The sequence below is a fragment of the Psychrobacter okhotskensis genome (assembly GCF_013248965.1).
Taxonomy (GTDB): domain Bacteria; phylum Pseudomonadota; class Gammaproteobacteria; order Pseudomonadales; family Moraxellaceae; genus Psychrobacter; species Psychrobacter okhotskensis.
In genome coordinates, this window is record NZ_JABRVQ010000026.1 from 23,193 (window position 1) to 49,043 (window position 25,851).

At 44.4% G+C, this 25,851-nt stretch carries 22 protein-coding genes; 9 read left to right on the forward strand and 13 right to left on the reverse strand.

What is annotated here, in order from left to right:
* Window positions 1-26: 26 nt before the first annotated feature.
* The 4 genes from hutG to hutU form a co-directional block, all read right to left on the reverse strand.
* Window positions 27-1,091 (reverse strand): formimidoylglutamase, encoded by a 1,065-nt coding sequence (gene hutG, locus HQR03_RS11865; protein WP_173240309.1) that lies wholly within the window; start codon window positions 1,089-1,091, stop codon window positions 27-29.
* 101 nt (window positions 1,092-1,192) lie between these two features.
* The gene (gene hutH, locus HQR03_RS11870; RefSeq protein WP_173240310.1) at window positions 1,193-2,755 is read right to left on the reverse strand and encodes a histidine ammonia-lyase; all 1,563 of its coding nucleotides are present in this window, start codon (window positions 2,753-2,755) and stop codon (window positions 1,193-1,195) included.
* A gap of 140 nt (window positions 2,756-2,895) precedes the next feature.
* The gene (locus HQR03_RS11875; protein ID WP_173240311.1) at window positions 2,896-4,287 is read right to left on the reverse strand and encodes a YjiH family protein; all 1,392 of its coding nucleotides are present in this window, start codon (window positions 4,285-4,287) and stop codon (window positions 2,896-2,898) included.
* Window positions 4,288-4,354: 67 nt separating this feature from the next.
* On the reverse strand, window positions 4,355-6,064 hold the full coding sequence (gene hutU, locus HQR03_RS11880) for a urocanate hydratase (protein ID WP_173240312.1): 1,710 nt from the start codon (window positions 6,062-6,064) through the stop codon (window positions 4,355-4,357).
* A gap of 304 nt (window positions 6,065-6,368) precedes the next feature.
* Here hutU and HQR03_RS11885 point away from each other — a divergent pair, with 304 nt between their 5' ends.
* The 4 genes from HQR03_RS11885 (at window position 6,369) to HQR03_RS11900 (ending at window position 9,881) form a co-directional block, all read left to right on the forward strand.
* On the forward strand, window positions 6,369-7,133 hold the full coding sequence (locus HQR03_RS11885; protein ID WP_173240313.1) for a UTRA domain-containing protein: 765 nt from the start codon (window positions 6,369-6,371) through the stop codon (window positions 7,131-7,133).
* A gap of 361 nt (window positions 7,134-7,494) precedes the next feature.
* A complete protein-coding gene (locus HQR03_RS11890; RefSeq protein WP_173240314.1) occupies window positions 7,495-8,331 on the forward strand; it encodes an amino acid ABC transporter substrate-binding protein in 837 nt (278 codons plus the stop codon).
* Window positions 8,331-9,068, forward strand: a complete 738-nt coding sequence (locus HQR03_RS11895; RefSeq protein WP_272487621.1) for an amino acid ABC transporter permease — start codon at window positions 8,331-8,333, stop codon at window positions 9,066-9,068. Before HQR03_RS11890 ends, HQR03_RS11895 begins: the two co-directional genes overlap by 1 nt.
* 69 nt (window positions 9,069-9,137) lie before the next feature.
* Window positions 9,138-9,881 (forward strand): amino acid ABC transporter ATP-binding protein, encoded by a 744-nt coding sequence (locus HQR03_RS11900; protein WP_173240315.1) that lies wholly within the window; start codon window positions 9,138-9,140, stop codon window positions 9,879-9,881.
* A gap of 113 nt (window positions 9,882-9,994) precedes the next feature.
* On the opposite strand, the gene HQR03_RS11905 is transcribed toward HQR03_RS11900, so the two are convergent.
* The 5 genes from HQR03_RS11905 to HQR03_RS11925 form a co-directional block, all read right to left on the reverse strand.
* Window positions 9,995-10,948 carry a DMT family transporter gene (locus tag HQR03_RS11905; RefSeq protein WP_173240316.1) on the reverse strand — a complete coding sequence of 318 codons (954 nt, stop codon included), beginning with the start codon at window positions 10,946-10,948 and terminating at the stop codon, window positions 9,995-9,997.
* 298 nt (window positions 10,949-11,246) lie between these two features.
* Complete coding sequence (locus tag HQR03_RS11910) at window positions 11,247-11,981, reverse strand: lysozyme inhibitor LprI family protein (protein ID WP_173240317.1); 735 nt, start codon at window positions 11,979-11,981, stop codon at window positions 11,247-11,249.
* An 18-nt stretch (window positions 11,982-11,999) separates the two neighbouring features.
* Entirely contained in the window at window positions 12,000-12,647 is a 648-nt protein-coding gene (locus HQR03_RS11915) for an anthranilate synthase component II (protein WP_173240318.1), read from the reverse strand.
* Window positions 12,648-12,719: 72 nt separating this feature from the next.
* On the reverse strand, window positions 12,720-14,138 hold the full coding sequence (locus HQR03_RS11920; RefSeq protein ID WP_173240319.1) for an anthranilate synthase component I family protein: 1,419 nt from the start codon (window positions 14,136-14,138) through the stop codon (window positions 12,720-12,722).
* Window positions 14,139-14,225: 87 nt separating this feature from the next.
* Window positions 14,226-14,501: a Trp family transcriptional regulator gene (locus HQR03_RS11925; protein WP_102093040.1), complete on the reverse strand. Its 276-nt coding sequence runs from the start codon at window positions 14,499-14,501 to the stop codon at window positions 14,226-14,228.
* A 499-nt stretch (window positions 14,502-15,000) separates the two neighbouring features.
* Here HQR03_RS11925 and HQR03_RS11930 point away from each other — a divergent pair, with 499 nt between their 5' ends.
* Window positions 15,001-17,088: a TonB-dependent receptor domain-containing protein gene (locus HQR03_RS11930; protein ID WP_173240320.1), complete on the forward strand. Its 2,088-nt coding sequence runs from the start codon at window positions 15,001-15,003 to the stop codon at window positions 17,086-17,088.
* Between the two features lie 154 nt (window positions 17,089-17,242).
* Window positions 17,243-18,643 carry a PepSY-associated TM helix domain-containing protein gene (locus HQR03_RS11935; protein WP_173240321.1) on the forward strand — a complete coding sequence of 467 codons (1,401 nt, stop codon included), beginning with the start codon at window positions 17,243-17,245 and terminating at the stop codon, window positions 18,641-18,643.
* 17 nt (window positions 18,644-18,660) lie between these two features.
* Here HQR03_RS11935 and HQR03_RS11940 read toward each other — a convergent pair whose 3' ends face one another.
* The 4 genes from HQR03_RS11940 to HQR03_RS11955 form a co-directional block, all read right to left on the reverse strand.
* Window positions 18,661-19,431 (reverse strand): iron ABC transporter ATP-binding protein, encoded by a 771-nt coding sequence (locus tag HQR03_RS11940; RefSeq protein WP_173240322.1) that lies wholly within the window; start codon window positions 19,429-19,431, stop codon window positions 18,661-18,663.
* A 58-nt stretch (window positions 19,432-19,489) separates the two neighbouring features.
* Complete coding sequence (locus tag HQR03_RS11945; RefSeq protein ID WP_173240323.1) at window positions 19,490-20,575, reverse strand: iron chelate uptake ABC transporter family permease subunit; 1,086 nt, start codon at window positions 20,573-20,575, stop codon at window positions 19,490-19,492.
* A gap of 96 nt (window positions 20,576-20,671) precedes the next feature.
* Entirely contained in the window at window positions 20,672-21,757 is a 1,086-nt protein-coding gene (locus tag HQR03_RS11950; RefSeq protein ID WP_413775342.1) for an ABC transporter permease, read from the reverse strand.
* An 82-nt stretch (window positions 21,758-21,839) separates the two neighbouring features.
* A complete protein-coding gene (locus HQR03_RS11955) occupies window positions 21,840-22,892 on the reverse strand; it encodes a siderophore ABC transporter substrate-binding protein (protein ID WP_173240324.1) in 1,053 nt (350 codons plus the stop codon).
* Between the two features lie 507 nt (window positions 22,893-23,399).
* Between HQR03_RS11955 and HQR03_RS11960 the strand changes: the two genes are divergently transcribed.
* The 3 genes from HQR03_RS11960 to HQR03_RS11970 all read left to right on the forward strand — a co-directional run bounded on the left by HQR03_RS11960 (window position 23,400) and on the right by HQR03_RS11970 (window position 25,545).
* Window positions 23,400-24,302 carry a TonB family protein gene (locus tag HQR03_RS11960; protein WP_173240325.1) on the forward strand — a complete coding sequence of 301 codons (903 nt, stop codon included), beginning with the start codon at window positions 23,400-23,402 and terminating at the stop codon, window positions 24,300-24,302.
* Between the two features lie 82 nt (window positions 24,303-24,384).
* On the forward strand, window positions 24,385-25,068 hold the full coding sequence (locus HQR03_RS11965; protein ID WP_173240326.1) for a MotA/TolQ/ExbB proton channel family protein: 684 nt from the start codon (window positions 24,385-24,387) through the stop codon (window positions 25,066-25,068).
* A 75-nt stretch (window positions 25,069-25,143) separates the two neighbouring features.
* Window positions 25,144-25,545, forward strand: coding sequence for an ExbD/TolR family protein (locus HQR03_RS11970; RefSeq protein ID WP_173240327.1), 402 nt, complete (start codon window positions 25,144-25,146; stop codon window positions 25,543-25,545).
* Window positions 25,546-25,851: the final 306 nt, after the last annotated feature.

Genomic DNA, 25,851 nt, shown 5'->3' on the forward strand with positions numbered 1-25,851 from the left:
CTAGGCGCTGGGTAGTTGTAAACCAGCTATAAGGTGAATAAATGCTGCTCAATGATGGTTGCTAATAGTCGAGCGGCGACTTTGCAGCTGCGTTGGTCAGTATCATAAGTGGGGTTGATTTCAGCAATGTCGGCCATTTTTACTTTGCCTGATACCATGATAATCTTGACCGCACGCTCAACGAAACTAAGTGCAATGCCATACGCTGCTGGCGCACTGACACCAGGCACCACGCTTGAGGGCAAGCAATCCATATCAATAGTTAAGTAGATCACATCAACTTGGTCGATAAAGGTCTCAATTTGATCTGCAATTTTTTTCCATTTTTTATTGGTGCAGTCTTCATCACTAATAATATGTACGCCTAACTGCTCAGCGCGGTCGAAGAGAGCAGCAGTGTTGGAAAACCGACTAACGCCGATACAGCAATAATGAAACGCTTGCTCATGATCAGTAAGATGTTCTGCGATTTGACGAAATGGTGTACCAGACGTTGCGACATCAGACTGACGAATATCAAGATGCGCATCAAAGTTAATAATGCCAATGCTAGGTGTAGATTTGCTAGGTGTAGATGTTTTATGGGTTGTGGCGTCTATCTGCTGTAACGCTTGCCACAGTCCCAAAAAACTACCAAAGGCAATCGCATGACCACCGCCTAAACCGATAGGCAGACCGCCTCGCTTAATAATATCACTGACGACATCCGCGTAGGTTTGCTGGGCTTGCTCAAGAACTTGCGCGGCAAAACTATCGCTATCGTGACAATGAATATCACCTGCATCACCAAGCAAGGTTGGCATCTCACTATCAAAGCGCTGTTGCAGCTCAGCGATAATGGGCAATGCCGCAAATGCGCTACGAATCAAAGGCGGCGCTGCTCTGGCACCCACGCGTCCTTGATTGCGACGCACACCTTGATCACAGGCGAAACCAACCAGCCCAATGCGCTGCCCTTTATTATCAAGAGTAGCAAACGCATAAGGCTGCGCTAGTTGATACCAATAGCGGGCACGAGCAGTCTCAAACGGCTCAGCACGTCCTGTCCACCGACTCATATCAGCTGCGGTATGGCTAACGGCTATTGTCATTGTTGACCTCCTTTCATAATATAAAACCTGACTCTCAATTTAGTATGGCTTACGCCAATAAAGCTAGATGGTTGAGAGTGGGTTTTATATATAAAATTTTGCTATTTAGACTCATACCAATCACTACGCAGTGACTGCCAATATTCGGTGAGCGTACCATCTAATACCAGCTGCTTTGCCGCTTCAATATCAGGGGCTAGGTAGCGATCTTTATCATAAAAAGTGACTTGCTCGCGTAGTTTCTGATGCGCTGTCTGTAACGCCTCTGAAGTATCTAGTCCACGATGGAAGTCGATACCTTGACCAGCAGCCAATAGCTCAATGCCGATAATGGTGGCGGTATTTTGCGCCATCTCATATAGGCGGCGCGCACAATAAGTGGCCATCGATACGTGGTCTTCTTGGTTGGCAGAAGTTGGAATGCTATCAACGCTGCCAGGATGGGCGATAGACTTGTTCTCTGAGGCTAGCGCCGCTGCAGTCACGTGTGCAATCATAAAGCCTGAGTTTACCCCAGCATTATCAACTAAGAATGGCGGTAAGCCGCCTGATAAGGTTGCATCAATCAATAAAGCCACACGGCGCTCAGACATAGACCCAATCTCAGCAATCGCCAAGGCTAAAATGTCTGCAGCAAAAGCAACTGGCTCAGCATGGAAGTTACCACCTGAGATAGCCACTGGGCCGTCATCATTGTTAAAGATAAGTGGGTTATCGGTTACCGCATTAGATTCAATTAATAAGGTTTTTCCTGCTTGATTAATAATATCAAGGCAAGCACCCATGACTTGTGGCTGGCAGCGTAAGCAATAAGGGTCTTGTACCCTATCGTCTTGTTCACCATCATGGGAGGCGCGAATAGCACTGCCTTTAATGAGCTTACGATGCGCTTTAGCGATTTCAATTTGACCATGATGACCACGCACTTCATGAATACGTGCGTCAAATGGGGCATCCGAGCCTTTGGCGGCATCGATAGACATAGAGCCGACGATGGTGGCTGTCTCAAGCAAGTCACGCGCTAAGAAATAACCGCGCAATGCTAATGCCGTTGAGACCTGTGTACCATTGATAAGGGCAAGACCTTCTTTGGCTGCAAGGGTAATGGGCTCAAGACCATGCTGCGCTAATGCCTCAGCAGCGGGTACTTTTTTGCCGCCAACATAGACATCGCCTTCGCCCATCATGGCCAGCGTCATATGTGATAAAGGCGCTAAGTCACCAGAGGCGCCAACGGAGCCTTTTGCAGGAATATTTGGGGTAATTTGATTGTTAATTAAGCCAAGTAAACTATCTACGACCTCGCGACGGACACCAGATACACCTTGCGCGAGGCTGGCGACTTTCATGACCATAATCAATCGAACCACACTGTCTGGCAATGCTTCACCCGTACCGACTGAGTGAGAAACGATAAGGTTGCGCTGCAGTAACTCAAGCTGATCATCACTGATACGGGTTTTTGCTAATAGGCCAAAACCGGTATTGATACCGTAAGCGCTCTTATCACGCGCAATGATGGTACGTACATCTTCATGCGAGGCATCTATTGCCTTATAAGCACTGTCAGGTAGCGTCAATATGACAGGTTGCTCATAAATATCGCGCAACATCTCAAAGCTTAATTGGCGCGGGTGTAGGGTTAGTTTTTTGATATCAGTCATGCGAGTTATCCTAATTTTATGAGCTATATTAATTGTATTTTTTGTTGTCTATACATTTTAGTTTATGCGTTGTTGTTTATAAACCGTTAAAAGCTATGTTGTCTAAATTTCTTTAACTAATCCCGCTTGTTTAAATTGTCTTAACCAATCCAACCCAAGTACATAGCCAACTGTCCAAAAGGCGCAGCCAATAAGATACTAAGTACCACACGCTCAAACCAAATAATGACCATCTTGGGTACTGACAGCGGAATTTCAGTTGCCAATACACAAGGAATCATCGCTGAAAAGAACAGCACGCTACTAATCGAAACCACTCCCGCCACATAGCGAGTCAATACTTCAGCTTCCGTTAGCAGGAGGGCAGGCAAGAACATCTCAGCCAATCCCGCTGACATGCCTTTGGCAGCAACTAGTGGCTCAGGCATACCAGTTACCCAAGTGAATGGATACAACAGCAAACCTAACGCATCAAAGACAGGCGTATATTTGGCTAGTAATAAACCCGTTAACCCTACCGCAATAATCGAGGGTACAATCGCTGCCGCCATCGTCACCCCATCGCGAAAGTTCGACCACATAATTTGTTTGAGGTCAGTTGCACGGCGTGAGGTAGCTAGTCCTAAATGATACGCTGCTGCTAAGCGATTGCCTTGTTGGTGGTCTAAGTCTGGACGGCTGGCGCTATCATCAAAACCTCGAATAGGTGGAATACGTGCGGTAATGGCAGTGACAATAAAGGTAATAATCAGTGTCGACCAAAAAAACAGATTCCAAAACTCCATTAGACCAAGGGTCTTAGCAACGATCACCATAAAGGCTGCCGATACCGTAGAAAACCCAGTAGCAATGATGATGGCTTCACGGACCGAATATTGATTTTGCAAAAAGACCCGATTGGTAATGAGCAGTCCAATAGAGTAACTACCAACAAAGGACGCAACGGCATCAATCGCCGATGAGCCGGGCGTTTTCCAAATTGGCTTCATAATAGGTTGCATGAGCACCCCAAACATCTCCAGCAAGCCAAAACCGAGCAAAAAAGCGAGGATTAATGCGCCAATAGGGACAATCATGCCAACTGGTAATGCCAGTTTTTCAAACAAAAACGGCAACATGTCCTTTTCCATGATGATAGCAGGCGCCATATCAGTGATATACATGATGGCGAGTACTAGCCCGATAATCTTAAAGGCGGTTAATATCATATTGGTGATATTTTTACGCCATGAACCATCGTAAATAGGCTTACCAACACCATAAATCATCAGTAGAAATAGCAGAAACACAGCAAGGGTGTGCTGCTGAGTGACCAGATAAGTTGCCCCATGATCAAACAAAATCGTGCTCTTTTCACCAATAGTAAAAGGCACAAAGAACATCACCAAGCCAATAGCACTAAATACGATTAGCTGTATCAGCGCGACAGGTTTGGACAGCAGCTTTTCAGGCGGCGGGCTAGCAGGTGCTGGACTGTCTAGAGGCGTTCTAGGCACGGAGCTGCCTGGGGGCAAAATATCACGTTCAGACATATTATCATCCTTGATAAAGTGTTGATGATGTCCCTATATCATTTGGGCATATAAGGACAAGGGCAAGCTATTTAATCATCGGTAGATTTAAGCCATATTCTTTGGCTGTTTTGATGGCCAGCTCATAGCCCGCATCCGCATGACGCATCACACCTGAGCCGCAATCATTGACCAGTACTCGCGCCAAGCGCTTGGCAGCCGCATCTGTGCCATCGGCGACGATGACCATGCCAGAGTGCTGCGAGTAACCCATACCCACGCCGCCGCCATGATGCAATGACACCCAAGTGGCACCGCCTGCGACATTGAGCATGCCATTTAATAATGCCCAGTCAGATACAGCGTCCGAGCCATCTTTCATACTTTCTGTTTCACGGTTGGGGCTGGCAACAGAGCCAGTATCTAAATGGTCACGACCGATAACGATAGGACCTTTCAACTCACCATTTTTAACCATTTCGTTAAATGCCAAGCCTGCTTTATCACGTTCACCAAGACCTAACCAGCAGATACGCGCTGGCAAGCCTTGAAATTGAATACGCTCTTTAGCCATGTCTAGCCAGCGATGAATATGCTGATTTTCAGGGAACAACTCTTTAATTTTTTGATCGGTTTTGTAGATATCTTCTGGATCACCTGATAATGCGACCCAGCGGAATGGACCTTTACCTTGGCAAAACAGCGGACGAATATAAGCAGGGACAAAACCCGGGAAATTAAAGGCATTTTTTACCCCTTCATCAAAGGCAACTTGACGAATGTTATTACCATAATCAGTCGTTGGGATACCCATTTCTTGTAGATCTAGCATGGCCTGCACGTGTACGGCACAAGATGCAGCAGCATCTTTGGTTAAGGCGGCATGTTGGTCTGGATTTTCTTGTGCTGCTTTCCATTCTTCAACTGTCCAGCCACTTGGTAGATAGCCATTAATCAAGTCATGCGCTGAGGTTTGATCAGTAACCAAGTCAGGTTTTATCTCGCCTGCATTGGCGCGCTTGACCATCTCAGGCAAGATATCAGCCGCATTGCCAAGTAGCGCGATAGAGACGGCTTCACCTGCGTCAGTATGCTGCTTAATCAGCTCATAAGCATGGTCAAGGTTGTCAGCTTGCTTATCGACATAGCCTGTACGCAAGCGAAAATCAATACTAGACTGCTGGCACTCGATGTTTAGAGAAGTCGCACCAGCAAAGGTCGCGGCTAATGGCTGTGCCCCGCCCATACCGCCCAGACCAGCGGTTAAAATCCAACGACCCGCCCAGCTACCGTCATAATGCTGACGACCCGCTTCCACAAAAGTCTCATACGTACCTTGGACGATGCCTTGCGTGCCGATATAAATCCAGCTACCAGCAGTCATTTGACCGTACATAAACAGGTCTTTGCGATCGAGCTCGTTGAAGTGCTCCCACGTTGCCCAACGCGGTACAAGGTTGGAGTTGGCAATCAATACGCGTGGTGCGTTTTCATGTGTTTGAAACACGCCAACCGGTTTGCCTGATTGCACCAATAAGGTCTCATCGTCTTCTAATTCTTTGAGTGACGCTAGGATTTGATCATAGCTTTCCCAGTTACGGGCTGCACGTCCGATACCGCCATACACAACCAAGCTTTTTGGGTTTTCGGCCACATCAGGGTGTAGGTTGTTTTGCAGCATGCGATAAGGCGCTTCGGTCAGCCAGCTTTTGCAATTTAATGTGCTACCAGTCGGCGCGGCGATTTCGCGGCTCTCATCACGGCGGGTAGGTTTGTTGCTATCGGTATCAGTAGTCATGGTCAAATCCTTATGAAATCTTTTTAGACAATAAAGTAATCAAGGTAAGCGTTTTACAGTCAGTCTATAAATTCGGCGAAATATCGATTAGATGACGCAGATTTTTAGCACTACTGTAAAGTTGTATATACAAATTATCAAAGATTATTTTCACACGCAAGTACTTTTTTATAAATGACTCAATTATTTTTGTGAGTGTTTTGGCAGATAGACAGAGGTGAAGGGGTTTTGCTGAGGTTCATGAAGTTATCTCGTGATATTATGGCCTCATTATTATTGATGAAACTAACGGTTAAAGACGAATATGACAAAGACGATTCCAGCCTATCAGCGGATTAAAAATGCCATATTGGACAATATCCATTCCGGAAAATGGCAGGCGGGCAATGCAATCTCTACCGAAATGGCCTTGGCAGAAGAGTTTGGGGTATCGCGTATGACGGTCAATCGTGCCTTGAAAGAGTTGAGTGAAGAGCGGGTATTGGAGCGCCGCCAAGGGTCGGGGACATTCGTCGCCCAGCAGCAGTTCAATCATACCTTTGTAGAAGTGCGTAATATTGCTCAAGACTTAAAATCAGCCAATCGTGACTATCAGGCACAAGTGCTGAGCAAACGCGCTATTACCGCGAGCATGTTAGATGATGAAATGCGCCGTAAATTTAGTATTGATGAAGCAGTCTTGCATTCTGAGGCAAATGAAGCTGATAGCACTATTAATAGCACCGAGGCGGCTATTTTATACGAAGTAAAAATCATTCATTTCGCGGATGGTCAGCCGATACAATTTGAAGAGCGTTGGGTCGATGCGACAAAAGTACCAGCATTCATTGAGCAAGATTTTAGCATGGTGAATACCAGCGACTACTTGATTGCTGAAAGTCCACTCGAGCGCGGTAACTATACCATTCGCGCCTTAGCAGCACCTGATGAGATAGCTAATGCGCTACAGATTGCACCGCAGTCACCGACGTTAGTGCTACGTCGTCAGACTTATTCGGCAGGGAAAGTATTGACCTTTGTAAAGATGTGGCATGCTGGCGATCGTTATCAATTCTCAGGTGCACTCTAACAATCTTACGCATGCTCACTGTTTTTGTACGGTTATTCTTACCCAATTACGATAGTATATAACTTAGCTACGATTTGATTTTTAAGTTTGCTAGGTAGCTGGCAACAGCCATTAGCGCTGACTAGCCATTGTGATTAAAGGTAAACGTTACTGTAAAATGCTTAAAAATTATATTTAATACCTAAAAGTAGTATTGAAAAACAGACTTACTATCCTCAAATTGAGCAACCAAAGACACAGATAATAGCGTACAGGTTTTATCGCTATCTCTGTATGTCATAATTTAGCCGTTTTTATTTGGCTTATATATTTTGCTCTACTTATATTTTTGCATTATTCATTTATCCTATAAGGACGCCTTATGAAACGTCGTAACCTTTTAGCCCTTGCCGCCAGTACTGTATTGCTTGCCGCTTGTGGTCAGTCTAGCACCAATGAAGCCGACACCAATGCGACAGATAGTGCTGCGACTGGTGGTTCAGATTTGCTACAACGTATCAATAATGGCGGCACGATTAACGTCGGTACCGAAGGCACCTATCCGCCATTCACTTATCATAATGAGAGCGGTCAGTTGACGGGTTATGACGTCGAAGTGACGCGTGCCGTTGCTGATAAACTAGGCGTTGATGTTGAGTTTAAAGAAACTCAGTGGGATGCGATGCTGGCAGGTCTAGACTCAAAACGTTTTGATATGGTCGCCAACCAAGTTAGCTTGACCACGCCTGAACGTCTAGCCAAATATGACAAAGCCACCGCTTATAGCTGGTCAGGTGCTGTGGTGTTAGCGCCAACTGATGACAATCGTTATAGCTCATGGGAAGCGTTAAAAGGTTTGCGTTCAGCACAGTCACTGAGCAGTAATTATGGTGAGCTGGCAGAACGCTATGAAGCCGAAGTTGTCCCTGTCGATGGTATGGCGCAAGCGATTCAATTGGTCAAACAAGACCGTGCTGACTTTACAATGAATGACAATCTTGCAATATTAGACTATCTAAAAAAATTCCCAGACAGCGCGCTTGAGATTAAATTGGTGGCTCCCGCTAGTGAGCAGACTGGTTCAGGATTAGTCTTGATTAAAGGCGATGATGCCGTCGTTGCAAAACTAGACGAAGCAATGGCCGCATTAAAAGCGGATGGTACATTGACCAAGCTGAGCGAAGAATTCTTTGGTGCTGATATAAGTCAACAAAAATAATGCTAGCGTCTATAACCTCATTGCTGGCTGAATTACTGGCATTGTTGCCATTCATGGACCCTGCTCGGGCGCAAATTGTCATCAATTCGTTTTGGCCAATGCTCAAAGGCGGTATCTATTATTCGATACCGCTGGCATTGATATCCTTTGCGATTGGTATGGCAATTGCGCTGTCGGTAGCGCTCATTCGTATCGTCCCACGCGCTGGCTGGTTCCATGAGATTGTTTACCGGCTTGCGCGTATTTATGTGTCTGCTATTCGCGGTACACCCATGCTCGTGCAGCTGTTTATTATCTTCTATGGATTACCCAGTGTCGGTGTTAAGCTCGATCCGTTTCCTTCAGCGATTATTGCCTTTTCATTGAATATCGGTGCTTACGCCTCGGAGACGGTACGTGCCTCGATTTTATCTATTCCAAAAGGTCAGTGGGAAGCAGGCTCAACGGTCGGGTTAACCTACCTACAAACCTTCCGCCATGTAATTTTGCCACAAGCGCTTAGGGTATCGGTACCACCGTTATCTAATACTTTTATTAGCTTGGTAAAAGACACCTCATTAGCCTCATTGGTGCTGGTCACGGAGCTGTTTAAACAGGCTCAGATTATCACCGCACGTAACTATGAGTTTATGTTGGTTTACACCGAAGCGGCAGTGATTTATTGGGGTATTTGTTTATTCCTAACCTTTATTCAAGGTAAGCTTGAGACCAGACTTGATCGCTACGTGGCGAAATAGCTAAGTACGAAATAGCTTTTTGACTGATTGCAGAACAGCTTTAGTATCATCCGCACAACAGGAACCTTTATGATCAAAGTCACCAACATTCACAAAGCCTTTGGCAGCAATCAAGTGCTCAAAGGCATTGATTTGACCATTGAAAAAGGCAAAGTCGTGGTGATATTAGGGCCATCAGGGTCTGGTAAAACCACTTTTTTACGATGCTTAAATGCGCTAGAAATTCCAGATCAAGGCGTTATTGCCTTTGACGACGGCAGCTTGACGGTAGATTTTGCCACTAATCCTAAGAAAAAAACCTTGTTGGCGCTGCAACGTAAGTCGGGCATGGTGTTTCAGTCTTATAATTTATTCCCGCACAAATCCGCGCTTGAAAACTTAATGCTTGGCCCGACAGTCGTACAAGGACAAAGTAAAGCGCATGCTCGTGAGCAGGCTTTAGTATTATTGGAAAAAGTTGGTCTGTCGGACAAAGCGGATCTTTATCCGTTTCAGCTGTCTGGTGGTCAGCAGCAGCGTATTGGTATTGCCCGTGCGCTTGCGATTGAGCCGTCATTATTGTTGTTCGATGAACCAACGTCCGCGCTTGACCCTGAGTTGGTACAAGATGTCCTTGAGACGATGAAAAAATTGGCCTCAGAAGGTTGGACAATGGTGGTAGTCACGCATGAGATTAATTTTGCTCGTGATGTCGCTGACCATGTAGTTTTAATTGAAGATGGTGTTGTTGTCGAAGAAGGCAGCGCTGAGCAGATGTTTGAGCTATCAACGCATCCACGTACGCAGGCATTTTTGCAACGTATAGAGCAGTAAATACGCTTGTTTTTAAGTAAACGAAGAAACAAAAAATCCCCAATCATGATGCCATGGTTGGGGATTTTTTTATCGAAATAAATGGGATGTATCTCAAATGGACAGACAGTAAACTATACCTTCTGTCGTTGTTTTAACCAGCGAGGTACGCGAGTGGCGGTACCGTTCAACACAGCATTTAACAAAGCCGCCAGCAAAATAAGTGCCACGCCCAAATACTGAATCCAAGACAAAGATTGATGCAGTAATAGCACTGCAAGTGCAATTGCAGTCAATGGCTCAAAAATCGTAAATACCGATGCACGAGTGGCGGGCAGTTTTTCCAATGCCTTCATATATAGCCCAAATGGCACGACGGTACCCAGCAGTGACAATCCTAAAACATAGCCCCAAGTCATTAAGGGCAGACTCACTAGCTGCTCATAAGTGTTATAGGTCTCAGGCAAGAGCAGGAGTACGCCAGCACTAATGATAATGGAAGTGAAAAACACCAGAGGGGCAGGGTGAGCATAATGCATCGCGCGCTTGCCTAATACGCCATACAACGAATAACACATCCCTGCTGATAGACCGAGTAAAATCCCCCAGTTAACTTTTGCTTGCTCACCTAGCATCGTTAAGCCTACGCCAAACACCGCCATCAATGCTAGTAAAACTGATTTCCGAGTAATAGACTCACTCAGTAAGAACTTCGAAAATAATAAACTAAATACAGGCGCGGTATAGAGTAAGGCAACGGCAGGGCCAGCACCGACATAACTGACCGCAAAAAAATAGCAGACCGACATGCCAAGGACACCTATCAACGACTGCATCGCCAGTCCAAGCCACTGTTTTGGCTGTAATTTGATAAGGTGTGGCCACAGTGTTGGTAGCATGGCTAAAATGATAAAGGCCGCCGTGACGATACGTAATATGGTTACTTGCCAACCACTAAATCCAATTTGGTTTAGGTAAGTCGAGAATATACCCAATGTACCCCAACAAATAGCAGCCGTGATGATTTGAATGGTGCCTAGCCATGATTGATGCGAATGGTTCGTCATTCCGTTGTCGATGTTTGCCATACTGTTTTCTTCTTACGATCTAAGTGACACAAGATGTTGTAAGATTGCTATTGATACAATCTCTCCAAGCAATACTGAAATAAGAAAAGACAACCTGATTAAAGGCTGTCTTTTGTTTGTTCTTTTGAGTCTATCACTAAAAGATAATAAGTGGCTACTAGGTCGTGTGCTAAATTCAGTCAATAGTCATTTAAATGGCTAAAAAATGGCTAGTGTTTGCTAAGTAACCTAAACAATATCGAATAATTGGCTGATATCATATTTGTGTCCGCATCACTTTCTTATTTCTATAGCTCTGTTAATCAATCCATAAAAAGAATGTTTGCTCTCGGAGAGCATTTCGCTGAATAAAGCACACTTTTTCCAATTGGGTTCTTGGTAAATGATCCGTATCAGCCCCGCAGTTTTTTGAGCGCTGTTTTATCCACTGAGTCTGCTCTTTTTTAAGATTAGCCGCCATATCCTCACCGTACAGGCGTCTGACTTCATTTCGCGTTACTCTGTAGCTTTCATTCAATGCTTTATCAGACGTGTTATATATCTGATCAACCAAATCAGCTTGTGATGCTAATGGCAGATAAATCTCGTTTTCTTTGTAGGTGGCACTATAGGTATCGACTGTCCATTTACTTCTTATAGATATCTCATGGTTCGAGGTATCTATAAACCCATCAAAATCTTCGCCCTCAAAGGTATAACCCTGAAATCGACACGGGGTCACGCCATCTTTACATAAGCTATGCTTGGTTTCCGCAGAGTAGTATTTGACAGCGTAGGGCGACTTACTAGATTCTGGTGTTGTCTGCAATAGTCGTCCTAAATCGGGAGCGACCAGTAGCATATTGTTGCAAGTAACGCTTCCTTCTGCACATCTCTCATAAAGGTTAAGACGTTGGCCTTGGATGTCCATGCCCATGGTAAAGTTTGCCTGTACAGGAGCTACAGCCGAACTGACAGATGTCACTAGCGTTAAGCTCAAGAGCAACGCAGTACGTCTGAGTAAGCTGGAGGTATTTAGGCTTGAGCTAGACATGGAGACGGCCATATAGGTTTATACCTGTAGCAAGAAATTACTCAGCAATCGCTTAGCGCCTTCAGTGGCAAACGACTCAGGGTGAAACTGCACACCTTGGATTGGGTACTCTTTGTGCGCCAGTCCCATAATCTCATCACCAGTCAATGCTGACTCAGCAAAGCTCAATTCAGCACGGCTATCATTGGCGACTACCGAGGTAATCGTCAGACAGCTTGGTATCGTGTCGGCTTTTACCACCAGTGAGTGATAGCGCATGATCTCAAGCTCTTGTGGTAAGCCTTGATAGATACCTGAATTATCATGGCGAATTGATGAGACTTTGCCATGCATCGGTACACTGGCGCGTACCACGTCACCGCCGAACACATGAGCAATGCCTTGCATACCCAAGCAAACGCCTAATAGCGGCACAGTTTTGCCTAGTTTCTCAATGACCTCGCTACAGATGCCAAAGTACGCTGGATCATCAGGGGAGCCAGGACCAGGTGAAATAATGATTCTATCAAGATTCATCGCTTCTACGTCTGCTAAAGTAATTTCGTTATTGCGTTTAACGATGACGCTGGCTTCTTCATCACTGTCTAAGGTTTGCAAAATCTCACCCACATATTGGTAGAGATTGAAGGTAAACGAGTCGTAGTTATCGATAATTAAAACATTCATGGGTCATAAACTCTTTTGTAAAAATAGTGCTAGGTAAAATATGGTCAATTTATTCAGTACGTTTAGCTTCAATTATGATTGCATAAAGCTGTCTAATACGACTTTCATTGCCGACAGTTTACGCTGAATCTCTAAGTACTCATCGGCTGGGTTTGAGTCGTAAACGTTACCGCCGCAAGTTTGGGCGTAGGCAGACTCGCCATTGATAAACAGACTGCGAATAGGAATGGCAAAGATACAATCACCATTAAAATTGAACGAGCCTAATGCACCGCCATAAGCACCGCGACCATCTGGCTCAAGCTCATTAATCACCTTAATGGCTTCTACTTTAGGTGCGCCTGATAGCGTACCAGCAGGGAAGTTGCTGGCAAGCGCACTAAACATATCTTCGTTAGGATGCAGGATACCAACGATTTCAGAAGAGATATGCTGTACGTGAGAGAAGCGTTTGATGTCCATCAAGCTACGTACTTTTACCGTACCAAATCGTGCCACACGGCCAATATCATTGCGATGCAAATCGACTAGCATGTTGTGCTCGGCAATCTCTTTGTCATCGTTGAGCAAGGCGCGGGCAAGCTTACGGTCTTCGATCACATCTGCACCGCGCTTGGCAGTCCCTGCTAGCGGATAGGTTTCCATTTCACCCTGGCGCAAGCGAAATAGCAGCTCAGGAGAAGCGCCAATAATGCACTGCTGCGCAAATTTCATAAAGTACATGTGCGGTGATGGATTGACAGCGCGCAGTTTTTCATAAATCGGCATTTTGTCACCGGCAATACGATATTTAGATTTAAAGCCTACCTCGCACTGAAAAATACGCCCAGCGATGATGTCTTCTTTGACTTGCATGACGACATTGGCATGCTCTTCTTGGCTCATGCCATCACCTAAAAATTCAACACTAGGCGCTTCATAGCTAGGCGTTGGCTCATCGAGTAGGGCTTTGATTTGCTCGATGCGGTTTTCTTGTTGAGCAGTTGGGTAATAAAAGTAAAAGATTTCCCCGGTCATCTTATCCAGCGTCAATCCATCTAGATACACGCCAAACTTAAATGGCTCAAAGTCTTCACTGGCTTTTGCATTGAGACTAGGTTCAAAGAAATTCACGCAGTCATAACCCAAATACCCGACCAGACCACCGCTTTGATCACGGGCAATAACATGCTGCGGAGTTATGTCACGCAGCAGTTGATAAGGGTTGTCGGTTTGATAATGGCTTGTCTCAGCGGTTTTATTATCCGTGATAGCGAGCGTATTACGGTCTAATGCGGCGATAGTGGTCACAGGGTCAAAACCGATGGCGTGATGACGTGAAATATGACTGTCTTCACCCAATGACTCGAGCAAATAACAGGTGTCGAAAGCGCTTTCGATGCGTTTGAATAGCGCAAAAAAATCGATATCTTGCGTGAGCTTGATACGTTGTGGTTTGCTTGGGATATCGATAGGTGCAGGTTGGGTATGTATGGGCGTACTAGCAGTCATAATAAAGTCCAAAATGGTTCAAATATGTGTCAATCAACAATTAATAAAGTAATGAGTAAAAGGGTAGACGGTATTGGGATCGGTGTTCTAAGCGCGTTCTCTATGGGTCGCAAGCAATGCACTCACATCGTGGCTGTGCATGGCTCTAGCACCGCGAGAGACAGTCGCGATACCAACGCCTAGTTGCTCAGAGATGTCACGCTGCGTGATACCTCGATCAAGCAAGTCAAAGATACGAATACGGTTAGCAATGTCGTGCTGCTCTTTATCCGTCAGCAGGGCACTGAGTAGCTTTTCAATCTCTTTGCTATCAGTACAGTTTGCCAGATGACTCAGTAAGCTGTGATAAGGGTCAGTACTCATAATTTATCGTCTTATAATCAGTCGTCTTAATCAAAAATAGCCAGGGTAGCCATGAAGCTCTCGGCTTGTATCAGCATTCTAGTACAGTAGTACAAGAAATACAAGTGATGAGCTAAGTTAATAGCAGCCTGCTATAGACGTGATGAGTTTCTACGCCTTATCGCATATAGCCTTAATAGTTATTCAGACTCATGCTGAATAACATATTTACAGTTAGTATCGAAGCATTTTTGCGCTTTGTCAGCATATTAAAAGCTAAAATTGAGGATTTATTATATTAATTATTGCCAAATTGTTAATACTTCGTTATTATGCCTCTCATTATTTAAACGCTAATTATTATCATTAACATTAATCATGTTATTCGCACGATGAGTTAAGTGTTTTAAGGTATTTAATCTTCTGGTGGGCACTATTTTAAAGGTTGTTTGACGATAGCCTTTAAAAATAATTCTAAAAATTCTAATTTCTGACAGTAAACAAAGTGAGTAAATGTGTTATGCGCGAAGTAAAGTTATCTAGTCAATTGACAGTATTGTCTATCGGTGTCGCCGCTGTATTGTGGACGCAAGCTGCCAGTGCCGCAACGGCAGCAGATATGCCAAACACGACATTGCAGACTATTACTGTAACAGCAAATAGCTCAGTACGTGACGCTGTACAAGAAGACTCTGTCTACATAGATGACTACACCCCAGCTGCACAAGCCAGCCATTTGAGCGATTTTCTGGACGTTGTACCAGGAGTGAGCGTGGGCGGTACCTCATCGGTCAACCAACGTATTCGTGTACGTGGTCTTGATGATACCAATCTAAAAGTAACAATTGATGGCGCACGTCAAGAAGGCGCATTGTTCTACCATATGGGTGATGTCACTATTGATCCAGATCTGCTAAAACAAGCAGAAGTATCAGTGGGCAATAACTCAGTGACGCTAGGCAATGATGCTATCGGCGGTGCGGTTGCTTTTGAGACAGTCGACGCGGCAGATTTACTCAAGCCAGGTCAAAAGGTAGGTGCTAAGCTGCATACAGGTTATGCTAGCAACAATGATGAACTGCTAACTTCTGCCACTGTATATGGTGCGCCAACAGAAAATATTGATTTACTGGCTTATTATGGCAAACGCAATGCGGACGCTGGTGAAGACGGTAAAGGCCGTAAAATCCAAACGGAAGACAGCGAAGGCGAAAACATCCTATTAAAAGCTGGTGCTTATGTCGGCAGTGATCATCATGTAGGCGCTAGCTTTAGCCGTACCGAAAACAAAGGCAAATTCCCATTACGTCCAGATTTTCCTGCTGGTGGCTGGAACCCAATCATCCCGCAGGAAGTCAAACGTGATACCTATGCGCTTGACTACACATATAGTCCTGCCAACCAATTGGTTAATGTAGACGCTAATGTATATCAGACTAGCACGCAGATTTTGCGTAACTCTGATGGCGAACCTGGGTTTGAGTTTGATGCAGAAGTCCAAACCACAGGCGCAAAAGTACAAAACACCAGTATCATCGATAGCAGTATCATCAATGGTGTGCCAGGGGTTCATAAGTTCATCGCTGGAGTTGAGCATTACAAAAAAGAATCTGAGATGACACGCGACTTTGGTAATGCGAGCACCGATGAAGCAACCAATACGTCTGTATATCTAGAAGACCAGTGGCAAATGGGTAAGCTTAGCTTAACGCCAGGCGTCCGTTATGACCGTTATGAGTCTCCAGAGTATGTATCTGCTGGCAAGACTTACGACAATGTCGTTGGCGCATTGGCTGCTAGCTATGAGATTGCACCGCGCACCCAGCTATTTGCGAGCTATACGCAGTTATTTAATGGTCCAGATCTTAGTCAAGCGATCTTTAATTCCGACGGTGTTGATACCTATGTGAACAATGACCTAAAAGCAGAAGAAGGTGATAATGCAGAAGTCGGTATTGCGACAACGCTGCGTGGTTTGACCATGGCTGATGACTCTTTAAAACTGAGTGCTAAGTACTTTGAAACCAATATCGAAAACTATATTGAGTTCGTACGTGCAGGTGGCAGTAGAACTGGTATGAATTGTACCACTGGGCAACTAGGTACAAGTGCTGCCCCTGAAGCCTGCCAAGGTGTCATCAATAATGATGAAGATTTCAAAATCAAAGGTGTAGAGCTATCAGCCGATTATCGCGCAGATAACTTCAACATGGGTCTAAGCTATGCTCGTGCACGTAGCAAAGGCGAAGATACAGGTTACAATATCTCTTCTGTCAGTGGCAGTGGCTCTGAGTCTGGCGATAAGTACATGGTCAACTTGGGTTACGCTCCAACCAATACTACTGAGCTTGGCTGGCGCAGTACTTATGTCGCCGATGTGACACCGAATACCGCTGGTGATGACAACGAAAAACCAGGCTATGATGTGCACGATATCTTCATGACTTACACGCCAACTCAAATCGAAGGTTTGAAGGCCACGCTAGGTGTATACAATATCTTTGATGAGACTTATGCAAGCCATGCGTCACGTAACTCTATCGATGATGCCTATACTGATTTTGAAATGGGACGTAATATCAAAACCTCTTTAACCTATCAGTTCTAATTGCACTGCTATTGGTAATGTTCAAAAAGTCAGCTGTCTTTATATGAGAGCTGGCTTTTTTATTGTCAGTAAATGGTGAAGTATGTGATAGCAATCATGCAAAATCTCTTTTAAATACTAATAAAAATAACCAATGAATAAAGAATCAAGACTAATGACCTCTCTTTCATTTAATGTGCGCCAAACCTGCCTATGGATCCATCGTTATACCGGACTTGCGATGGCCGCTTTTTTAATTATCACTGGTGTCACAGGTATGCTACTGGCATTCCATAGCGAGCTTGATGATATGTTCAATCATGAGCTGACCCATATTGAAGCGCAACAAACGCCGCCACTGTCGATTGCCGCGCTGCATGACAAGGTAATTGCTACTTATCCAAAACAGACATTTTCGAGCATGCCAACCTCGATAGCACCTGATAGAGCCGCGGTATTTTCGGTAGATAGAATGCGTGGCCCCCAAGCAAAATCTCAGCCTAAAGCCCCTTTTCAAGAAGTGTATATCGACCCCTTTAGCGGTGAGATTATCGGTACGCGAGATAAGGATGAATGGGCATGGCGTAATGCCATGTGGAAGGTGTTTTGGCTACACCGCGATCTGTTGATGGGTGATATCGGCAAATTAATACTGGGTATGGTGGCGTTAATTTGGACAATTAATTGTTTCATCGGCTTTTATTTAACCTTCCCAAGAGCGCTTAAGTTTAGTAAAGCCAATCAAGATATTCATAAAAAGACCACTAGAAAAAAACGCGCTTCATTCGTGAAGCGTTGGCTACCGGCTTGGAAAATTCGCCGTAAAACCAATACTTTTAAATTCAATTATGATGTGCATCAAGCGTTCGGGTTATGGCTGTGGCTGATGCTATTGGTCATTGCATGGTCGAGTGTCGGTTTTAACTTAAGATCAGTTTATCAGCCTGTTATGCAAGCAGCGGTAGGGCTTGAGCCAAGAGAAGGGCGACCCACAGCCAAAGCAAGCAGCGAACCAAATTCTAAACCTGAAGCTCAGACTGCATTAAAGCTTGGTCGTAGTGCAGAACAAATGAATGGGGCAGATGACACATTAGCCATAATCTCGCCGTTCAATGAACCACTTAGGGATGACAATATACATGCTCACGTCGTTACCAAGTCCAATAGCATTGCTTATTTAAGCAGGCAGGCCGAGATAGCCGCACAAGAAAATGGCGTCAGTGTCCAGCAGCTATTGGGCATACGCTGGGTAGACGAAGACGAACAATGGCAAATGCGCTTTAAAACGGATAAGGATATTGGTACTCACGGCGGTGCTTCCTCTATCACTATCGATGCCGCAACAGGTAACGTTGCACGTGTTAATTTTGGTTATCAAAGCTCATTTGGTAATAAGACAGACCAATGGCTCTCAACATTGCACATGGGGCATATCAGTCACGGTATCGGTCATGTGCTATATCAAATATTTTTAGCATTGATTGGATTAGCGGTCGCGGTTTTGTCCGGTACGGGTGGCTATTTATGGTGGAGAAGTCGCCAACAACGTTTAAAGATTCTGCAAAAATTAAGATAAAACTGATGTTTATACCTTTAAACTGTATCTATAATTACTGGCCGACCTTGGTGATTTAATACCGTCACATCAACGTTATATAAATCTTTCATCGTCTCTTGGGTGATGACATCGGCAGGTTTACCAACTGCCATTACTTTACCTGCTTTCATGGTGACCACCGTATCGGCAAATTGCGCCGCTTGATTGATATCATGCAGGACGATGACCACGGTTTTTTGCTGGCTATGACTCAACTCGCGCAGCTCACGCATCAAGCGACCAGCGTGGTACATATCCAGATTATTCAGCGGCTCATCAAGCAAGAGATATGGCGTATCTTGGCAGACAATCATCGCAATCAGCACGCGTTGCCGTTGCCCACCAGACAATGTTGACAAGAAGCGCTCGGCTAATGGCTCAAGCTCAAAGCGTTCGATAATATCTTGTACTTTTTGCTCATCGTTTGCGGTTGGTTGCCCCTGATGATAGGGGTAGCGCCCAAACATCAGCAGCTCATGCACACGCAGTCGCCCTTGTACTTGATTGTCTTGTCCGAGCATCGCTACTGTCTTAGACAAGGTTCGCGCATGACAGCTAACAATATCACGTTCCTCATTATCTACCGCAAAACTTACCTGTCCTGACTGTAGCGGTTGCAAGCGTGCCATCACCGAAAATAAGGTCGATTTACCTGCGCCATTGGGGCCAATTAAAGCAATCACTTGTGAGGGTGGTAAAGACAAGGTAATGTCATGCAGGATTTGTTGTTTGCCAATATGGTGGGAGATATTATCTAGTTTAATCATAATCGTCTTATTTTAAAAAATCTTAGGGCTTTCTTTGTTAACAGTATCAGCTAAGCGGTCATACTGAACGGCGCTGGGACATAAATATCAATGCCAAGAACACGAGGCCACCTGCTAGCTCTATCACAACGGACAATACGCCTGCCATATCTAGCACTTGCTCAAAGAGTGTTTGACCCAGTACCAGACAAATCATGGCAACCAAACTGACCAATATCAGCCGCTCAGTGTGATACATATGTCGTGCCATACGATTGGTCAGTGCACAAACCAATAGACCAAAGAAAGTCACTGGGCCGACCAATGCGGTAGCCGTGGCGACTAGCACCGCGATAACAGTTAATAGGCCAAATGCCAGACGTTGATAGTTGATACCAAGGTTAATGGCTTGTGCTTGACCGAGCATCAGCACATCACACTGATAACGCCAGCGCCAGACAAACACCGCAGTGACAGCACAGATAAATAGACTAATACCCAATAGCTGAGGATTGACGGTATTGAACTGTGCGTAGCTAGCAGACTGTACGACCACAAAATCATCAGGGTTAATCAGCCGTGCAATGAGTGCTGATAAACTGCGGAACAACACCCCAAAGATAACGCCTACCAATATTAGCCGCGTCAAATCCTGACTGCTTTTAGAAAATAATAGCTTAAATAATAATAAAGATGCCCCAAACATCAGGACAATCTCTAGCGTGAACTTGGCAATAGGATCGAGACTGGTAAAACTAATCGCCCCTAAAAAGAAAACCAGTAAGCTCTGCAACAGAACATAGAGTGAATCAAACCCGAGTAGAGAGGGCGTTAGAATTGGATTGTGAGTCAACGTCTGAAATAATAACGTCGACACGCCAATCGCATAGCCAACCACCATTAGTGCCAGCAATTTTTTGCCGCGTAATGGTAGCGCAAAGTCCCAATAGCCATTGACATTGAGTGTCATAAACAAGGTCATCGAGATAATTAGAATAATAGCTGCTATAGATTTTGGATGGGCAACTATCCATGCCCAAAGCTTTGCCAAATGACATTGTGCAGCGGCTGAATACTGACCATCTGTTGAAGATGAGTTATCTATCGCTGTGCTGGTTTTGGTAGCACCAGTCTTGGTAGAAGTAAGCTTAGTTGATGAGAACATACAAAAATCCTATGGTGCCAAGCTTATCTAATAAGGCAAAAAATGAACGACGGTAAGTGAGTGTTGAAAACTAATACACAGTTAGTGAACATAGTGCTACTGCTCAGCTGGCGCTCGTAATAACAGCCATAAAAACAGCACCGTACCAACCACACCAAAAATAGTGGCGACCGGCACTTCAAATGGATAGCGAATAGAGCGTCCGATAATGTCGCATAGCAGCACGGCTGAAGCACCAAGTAGGGCAACTGCTGGCAAGCTGCGACGTAACTTATCTCCCATTATGCGGCTCACAATGTTTGGCACGACCAGTCCAATAAAGGGAATCATGCCCACAGTCACGACCACGACAGCGCTCATCATGGCTACCATACCCACGCCAATCCAAGTAACCTGACGCTTACTAATACCTAAGTTTAAGGCGATATTGTCACCCAAACCGACGATGGTCAGCTTGTCGGCAATAATATAAGCCAGCACACACAGTCCACCCGTTAGCCACAACAGCTCATAGCGCCCTGCCAATACGCCTGAAAAATCCCCAAACTGCCAAACACTAAGCATCTGTAGCGATTCGGTTTGATAGGCGATAAAGGTAGTGACGGCTTCAATAATGCCGCCAAAGACAATACCAATCAGTGGAATCATCAAAAAATCAGTGGGCGGAATACGGTGAATGAGCAGCATAAATAGCATCATGCCAAAAACGGCAGCGATGGTTGCCACGCCCATTTTGACAATGAGCGCACTGGCAGGGAACAGCAGACTGACTACCAGCAAACCAAGTGCAGCGCTCTGAGTCGCACCAACCATAGATGGCTCTACAAAGCGGTTTTTTAGTACTACTTGGATAATCATCCCAGCCACTGCCATCGCAATACCAGTCAAGATAATGGCGATGGTACGCGGTATACGGCTAACCAATAACAATGAGCTATCGGAGTTGGCACTCTGAGTCAGCAGGCTCTGCAAGATACCTGACCACGAAAAGTCAGCCACACCAATAGATAAGCTCAATAACACCAAAAGCCCCATAAGAATGAGGCTTGCTGTATTGATGAACCACGGTGGTATGACAGTACGTCGATGTAACGCATTGCCAGTACCGCTTTGCCAGCTTGACGCTGATGGAGCAGTACTGGATTTGAGCCTAGCATGAGTACGGTGTGAAAATAACGACATAATCTCTACTGGCTTAAAAATGAGCAGGGTTAACGGTAATAATTACCTACTTGAGCAATCATCGTTTGTCTAGAAAACGACATTATTTAGCGTTAGTAAAAGCATCTTTAATCGTCGTTAGATCCTGCATCCACTGGTAGTAACCGCCAAATGCTAAGTAAGAGTCTGGGCTCAGATAAACCACTTGCTGCTTGCTCCATGCATTGCTCTGAGCAACCAATGGATTGTCTAATACGGCCTTGGCACCAATACCGTCTTCACCAATTGCAGCACTACGGTCGATGACAAATAACCAATCAGGATTGGCTTTTTGGATATATTCAAACGATATTGGCTGACCATGAGGCGCATCGGCAATTTTGTCATCTGCCATTGGTACACCCAATACGGTATGGATAAAACCATAGCGAGATTTGTCACCATAGGCTGACATTTTATTGCCATTGACCATGACGACTAGGCCAGTGCCTTTATTTTCTTTTGTTAGACTTTTGGTCTCAGTGATGAGTCCATCAATGTTCTGTTGTAGCTTAGCGGCTTGATCGCTTTTACCAAACAATGCACCTAGATCATGCAGGCGCTGTTTGCTTGACTCATAGATGTTAGCTGTATCAATACTCATGTCTAACGTTGGCGCGATACTTGATAGCTCGTCGTATTTTTCTGCCATGCGTGAACCGACCAAAATAGCTTGTGGCTGCATTGCATTCAACGCTTCAAGATCTGGCTCAAATACAGTACCTACCGATTTTGGATCAGGCTGTGTTTCTGAATGTAGATTCTTTAGTAATAGGCCACCAGGCATACCATCGACCGCCACATCTAGCGCGGCCAAGTCTTGCATCAATGTCATGTCATAAACGACAAGTGGCGATGGGTTCATGGCTAGCTCAACATCACCTTTTACGGTATTAACCATGATTTTTTCAGCAGATACAGCATCGTTATTAGCAACGTTCTGTGATTCATCAGCCGTTGGGTTTTCGGTTTTGGCGTCTGCTGGCTCAGAGTCGTTAGATTCAGGTGAGCTACAACCTGTCACACTGATCGTAGCAACCAGAGCGGTCACCATGGCAGTCAGTAAAGGGCGTTTGAAAAAAGGAGTAGAGCGGTTAGGCAATAAAATAATAGACATAAATAACTCGGTATATCAGCTGGTTGGACAAAGTATGTATCAAGTAATTGGCCATATAAAAATAAAAAGAGCTTGCTTAGTGTGATGCTTCACACCATACAATTCTCGACAGTATTACTTTTAACGTTATGATTTTTTATTGGTTGTTTTTACGCTTAGGTATTAAGACGTTTAACACGCCCTAATATCTTGTAACCTTATAAGATGAATAATCGATCAGGGGCTATGATAGATTAATTGAGACTCATTATCAATACAAATGATAATGGTTTTTATTACGTCACTGTATTTATGAGTTGTGACGGCTTTGGCACAATAAGTCTGCATAGCGATATTTGAGAAAGGCTGATTGAATGACTAAGTAGGTTTTGCTTTTTAAATAACGGTAAATGATTGGCTTATCATTTGCCTGCTAAGCAAAATTATTATAAATTTATTATTGATAATAATTATCGTTTGCATTATTATCTACGCCATTCTACCTCTGTTAATTAATATTAGGGTGTTATGAGTTCAACGGATTTAGCAGCGCCATCACGCAAACTGTTACTCACGGCTATTATGATAGTTGTGGGTCTGCATGTGTTGACGGTAGTCGCCTTAGCGGCCATCAAAACGCCTGAGTTGAAAATCGATAAAAAAGAAACACCGCCTATCGAAATAGAGCTGGTTACGCCACCACCTGTTGAGGTTGAAGAGATAAAGGTGGAAGAGGAAAAACCTGAACCAGTTAGGAAGCTTGATACTAAGCCTAAAGCGAAGCCAGTTACTGCGCCTAGTACTGTAAAACAGACTAAAACTCCCAAAGATTCAAGTAACAAAAAATCACCAGCGCCATCACCTAGCAATAATAATCCAACTGATGAGCTTCCATCTGAAAGTATAAATAATAAACCTGCTGATAATGAGAAGCCAAATCTGGGAGGAGTGGTAGATAATAGTACGACTACTGTTATCAAAGTAAACAAGCCTACTGCTCAAAAACCTACAATTGATACTAGTACAAACAGTAACCAAGGTGTAAACAAGCCAAGTAGTGTTGGGGATGGCTCAAAGAATACTGGAGGCGGTAATGAAGGTGGTAATCAACAAGAAACACAATCACCTGTGGATACAGGTCCAGTAAGTTTCGGCGCTAGTGAAGCCAGCTGGCGAAGTGAGCCTCAACTTGGTTTCCTCGCGAATGAAAGAAGCCTTAAAAAGAAAGGAAGTATATCAGTAACAGCAGCAATCACAGTGGATGAAAAAGGTAATATTACGAAAGTATCTATCTCTCCAAGTACAGGTATCAGCAGCGTAGATAATAAAATTATAAGAGCTATAAAGAAAGCTAAACTGACCCCATTTATACGCAATGGGGTAGCGGTGAGAGGTAGGGTGTCTGTGCCTGTTAGTTACGTAATATCTTGAATATATTGATTATTTACATCTAACGTTATAAAAATAATGATCGATATCTTAAGCCATAATACAAAAGACGAAGGAGTCTGACATGGACTTTATGCAATACTGGCAAATCAGCGACATGGTGACAAAAACTTTGTTCTTTTTGTTGCTTGCTTTATCTATACTTTCTTGGGTGACTGGCATTATTCGTGTGCTACAAAGCCGCAAATTGGCCGCCAATGTTGCAGATGATTTGAGTCAACAGATTCAAGTAAAACAGGGTGAGATGATAGCAGCAGATGCCTCTACTCGCCGTTTGGTTACTGAACAGATTTTGCTCAAGCATATTGGTCGTTACCGTTTTGCCAGCGAGCGCGGTTTACCTATTCTTGGGACGACAGCAGCAATTGCGCCATTTATTGGTTTGTTTGGGACGGTATGGGGTATTTTCCATGCGCTGCATAATATTGGTGTGAGTGGTCAAGCGGGTTTGGGACAAGTAGCAGGGCCAGTCGGTGAGGCACTTATCATGACAGGGCTGGGTATTGCCGTGGCGATTCCAGCCGTGGTGTTTTACAACCTTGCCGTACGTATCAATCGCCGCATAATGTATCAAGCCAATGACAGAGCGCATGATTTATTGGCGCAGTCTGCTAAGTTAGCCTCAACACCGCAGCCACATAAGAATCTGGGGGCAGTCAGTGCAAAGCCGCCCAAGCCGACGAAAGATAATAGCTTACATACACAGCAACCAGAACATTATCCCAGCTCAGCACCATCACAGTCATAAACCAAAGACAGCAAAACTAAAAACGAGCGACAGTGTTAAGTGTACTGAGTACAACTAAAGGTAGCGAGGACAATAATGGCATTTCAATTGGGTGATGATGACAGTCAAAGTATGAATGAGATGAACCTCATTCCACTTATCGATATCATGCTGGTATTGATGATTATATTTCTATTGACGGCGACCGTCCTCAATCCGACGGTGCCATTAGAGTTGCCAAAGACCAGTGCTGAGGTCAATGAAACACCGCCAGAAGCCATTCAAATCAGTATCGACAAGGATGCAGGGATATTTTGGGACAGCGATCCGATTAGTATGGAAGCGCTTGAGGTACGATTACAACAGCAAAGTGCTGCGGGTAAAGACCCTTCTGTGCAACTACGCGCTGATAAAGACAGTCGATACGATACCGTTGCCCAAGTATTGGCGGCTGCCAGTCAGGCTGGACTCAGCAAAATAGCCTTTGTTAACGAATAATCTGTAGAAGTAAGTGATTGAAAAAAGCAGCTTCTAAAAGAACAAACTAGCAATGTAAACCAGCAAGCTTAGCAATAAGAAAACAACCAAGACCATAATAAGAATAATTAAAATTATAAATTTTTCTCCGACCTCGCTAGGGCAACCTTGCGAGGTTATCTTTTTGCTGATTACCTGTTTTCGATTGTACAATTGGGTGTAATGGACATTATTCATGCTGGCGTAGGGTCTAACGCTATATACTGTCTATATTTGCAAGGAATCAAAGCCATGAATCAAAAAACTGCCCTTTTTGTCGTGATAAAC

Excerpts from the sequence above, each read along its gene's own strand:
- hutG (WP_173240309.1), bottom strand. The coding sequence starts at position 1,091 with ATGACAATAGCCGTTAGCCATACCGCAGCTGATATGAGTCGGTGGACA.
- hutH (WP_173240310.1), bottom strand. The coding sequence starts at position 2,755 with ATGACTGATATCAAAAAACTAACCCTACACCCGCGCCAATTAAGCTTT.
- HQR03_RS11875 (WP_173240311.1), bottom strand. The coding sequence starts at position 4,287 with ATGTCTGAACGTGATATTTTGCCCCCAGGCAGCTCCGTGCCTAGAACG.
- hutU (WP_173240312.1), bottom strand. The coding sequence starts at position 6,064 with ATGACTACTGATACCGATAGCAACAAACCTACCCGCCGTGATGAGAGC.
- HQR03_RS11885 (WP_173240313.1), top strand. The coding sequence starts at position 6,369 with ATGACAAAGACGATTCCAGCCTATCAGCGGATTAAAAATGCCATATTG.
- HQR03_RS11890 (WP_173240314.1), top strand. The coding sequence starts at position 7,495 with ATGAAACGTCGTAACCTTTTAGCCCTTGCCGCCAGTACTGTATTGCTT.
- HQR03_RS11895 (WP_272487621.1), top strand. The coding sequence starts at position 8,331 with ATGCTAGCGTCTATAACCTCATTGCTGGCTGAATTACTGGCATTGTTG.
- HQR03_RS11900 (WP_173240315.1), top strand. The coding sequence starts at position 9,138 with ATGATCAAAGTCACCAACATTCACAAAGCCTTTGGCAGCAATCAAGTG.
- HQR03_RS11905 (WP_173240316.1), bottom strand. The coding sequence starts at position 10,948 with ATGGCAAACATCGACAACGGAATGACGAACCATTCGCATCAATCATGG.
- HQR03_RS11910 (WP_173240317.1), bottom strand. The coding sequence starts at position 11,981 with ATGTCTAGCTCAAGCCTAAATACCTCCAGCTTACTCAGACGTACTGCG.
- HQR03_RS11915 (WP_173240318.1), bottom strand. The coding sequence starts at position 12,647 with ATGAATGTTTTAATTATCGATAACTACGACTCGTTTACCTTCAATCTC.
- HQR03_RS11920 (WP_173240319.1), bottom strand. The coding sequence starts at position 14,138 with ATGACTGCTAGTACGCCCATACATACCCAACCTGCACCTATCGATATC.
- HQR03_RS11925 (WP_102093040.1), bottom strand. The coding sequence starts at position 14,501 with ATGAGTACTGACCCTTATCACAGCTTACTGAGTCATCTGGCAAACTGT.
- HQR03_RS11930 (WP_173240320.1), top strand. The coding sequence starts at position 15,001 with ATGCGCGAAGTAAAGTTATCTAGTCAATTGACAGTATTGTCTATCGGT.
- HQR03_RS11935 (WP_173240321.1), top strand. The coding sequence starts at position 17,243 with ATGACCTCTCTTTCATTTAATGTGCGCCAAACCTGCCTATGGATCCAT.
- HQR03_RS11940 (WP_173240322.1), bottom strand. The coding sequence starts at position 19,431 with ATGATTAAACTAGATAATATCTCCCACCATATTGGCAAACAACAAATC.
- HQR03_RS11945 (WP_173240323.1), bottom strand. The coding sequence starts at position 20,575 with ATGTTCTCATCAACTAAGCTTACTTCTACCAAGACTGGTGCTACCAAA.
- HQR03_RS11950 (WP_413775342.1), bottom strand. The coding sequence starts at position 21,757 with ATGTCGTTATTTTCACACCGTACTCATGCTAGGCTCAAATCCAGTACT.
- HQR03_RS11955 (WP_173240324.1), bottom strand. The coding sequence starts at position 22,892 with ATGTCTATTATTTTATTGCCTAACCGCTCTACTCCTTTTTTCAAACGC.
- HQR03_RS11960 (WP_173240325.1), top strand. The coding sequence starts at position 23,400 with ATGAGTTCAACGGATTTAGCAGCGCCATCACGCAAACTGTTACTCACG.
- HQR03_RS11965 (WP_173240326.1), top strand. The coding sequence starts at position 24,385 with ATGGACTTTATGCAATACTGGCAAATCAGCGACATGGTGACAAAAACT.
- HQR03_RS11970 (WP_173240327.1), top strand. The coding sequence starts at position 25,144 with ATGGCATTTCAATTGGGTGATGATGACAGTCAAAGTATGAATGAGATG.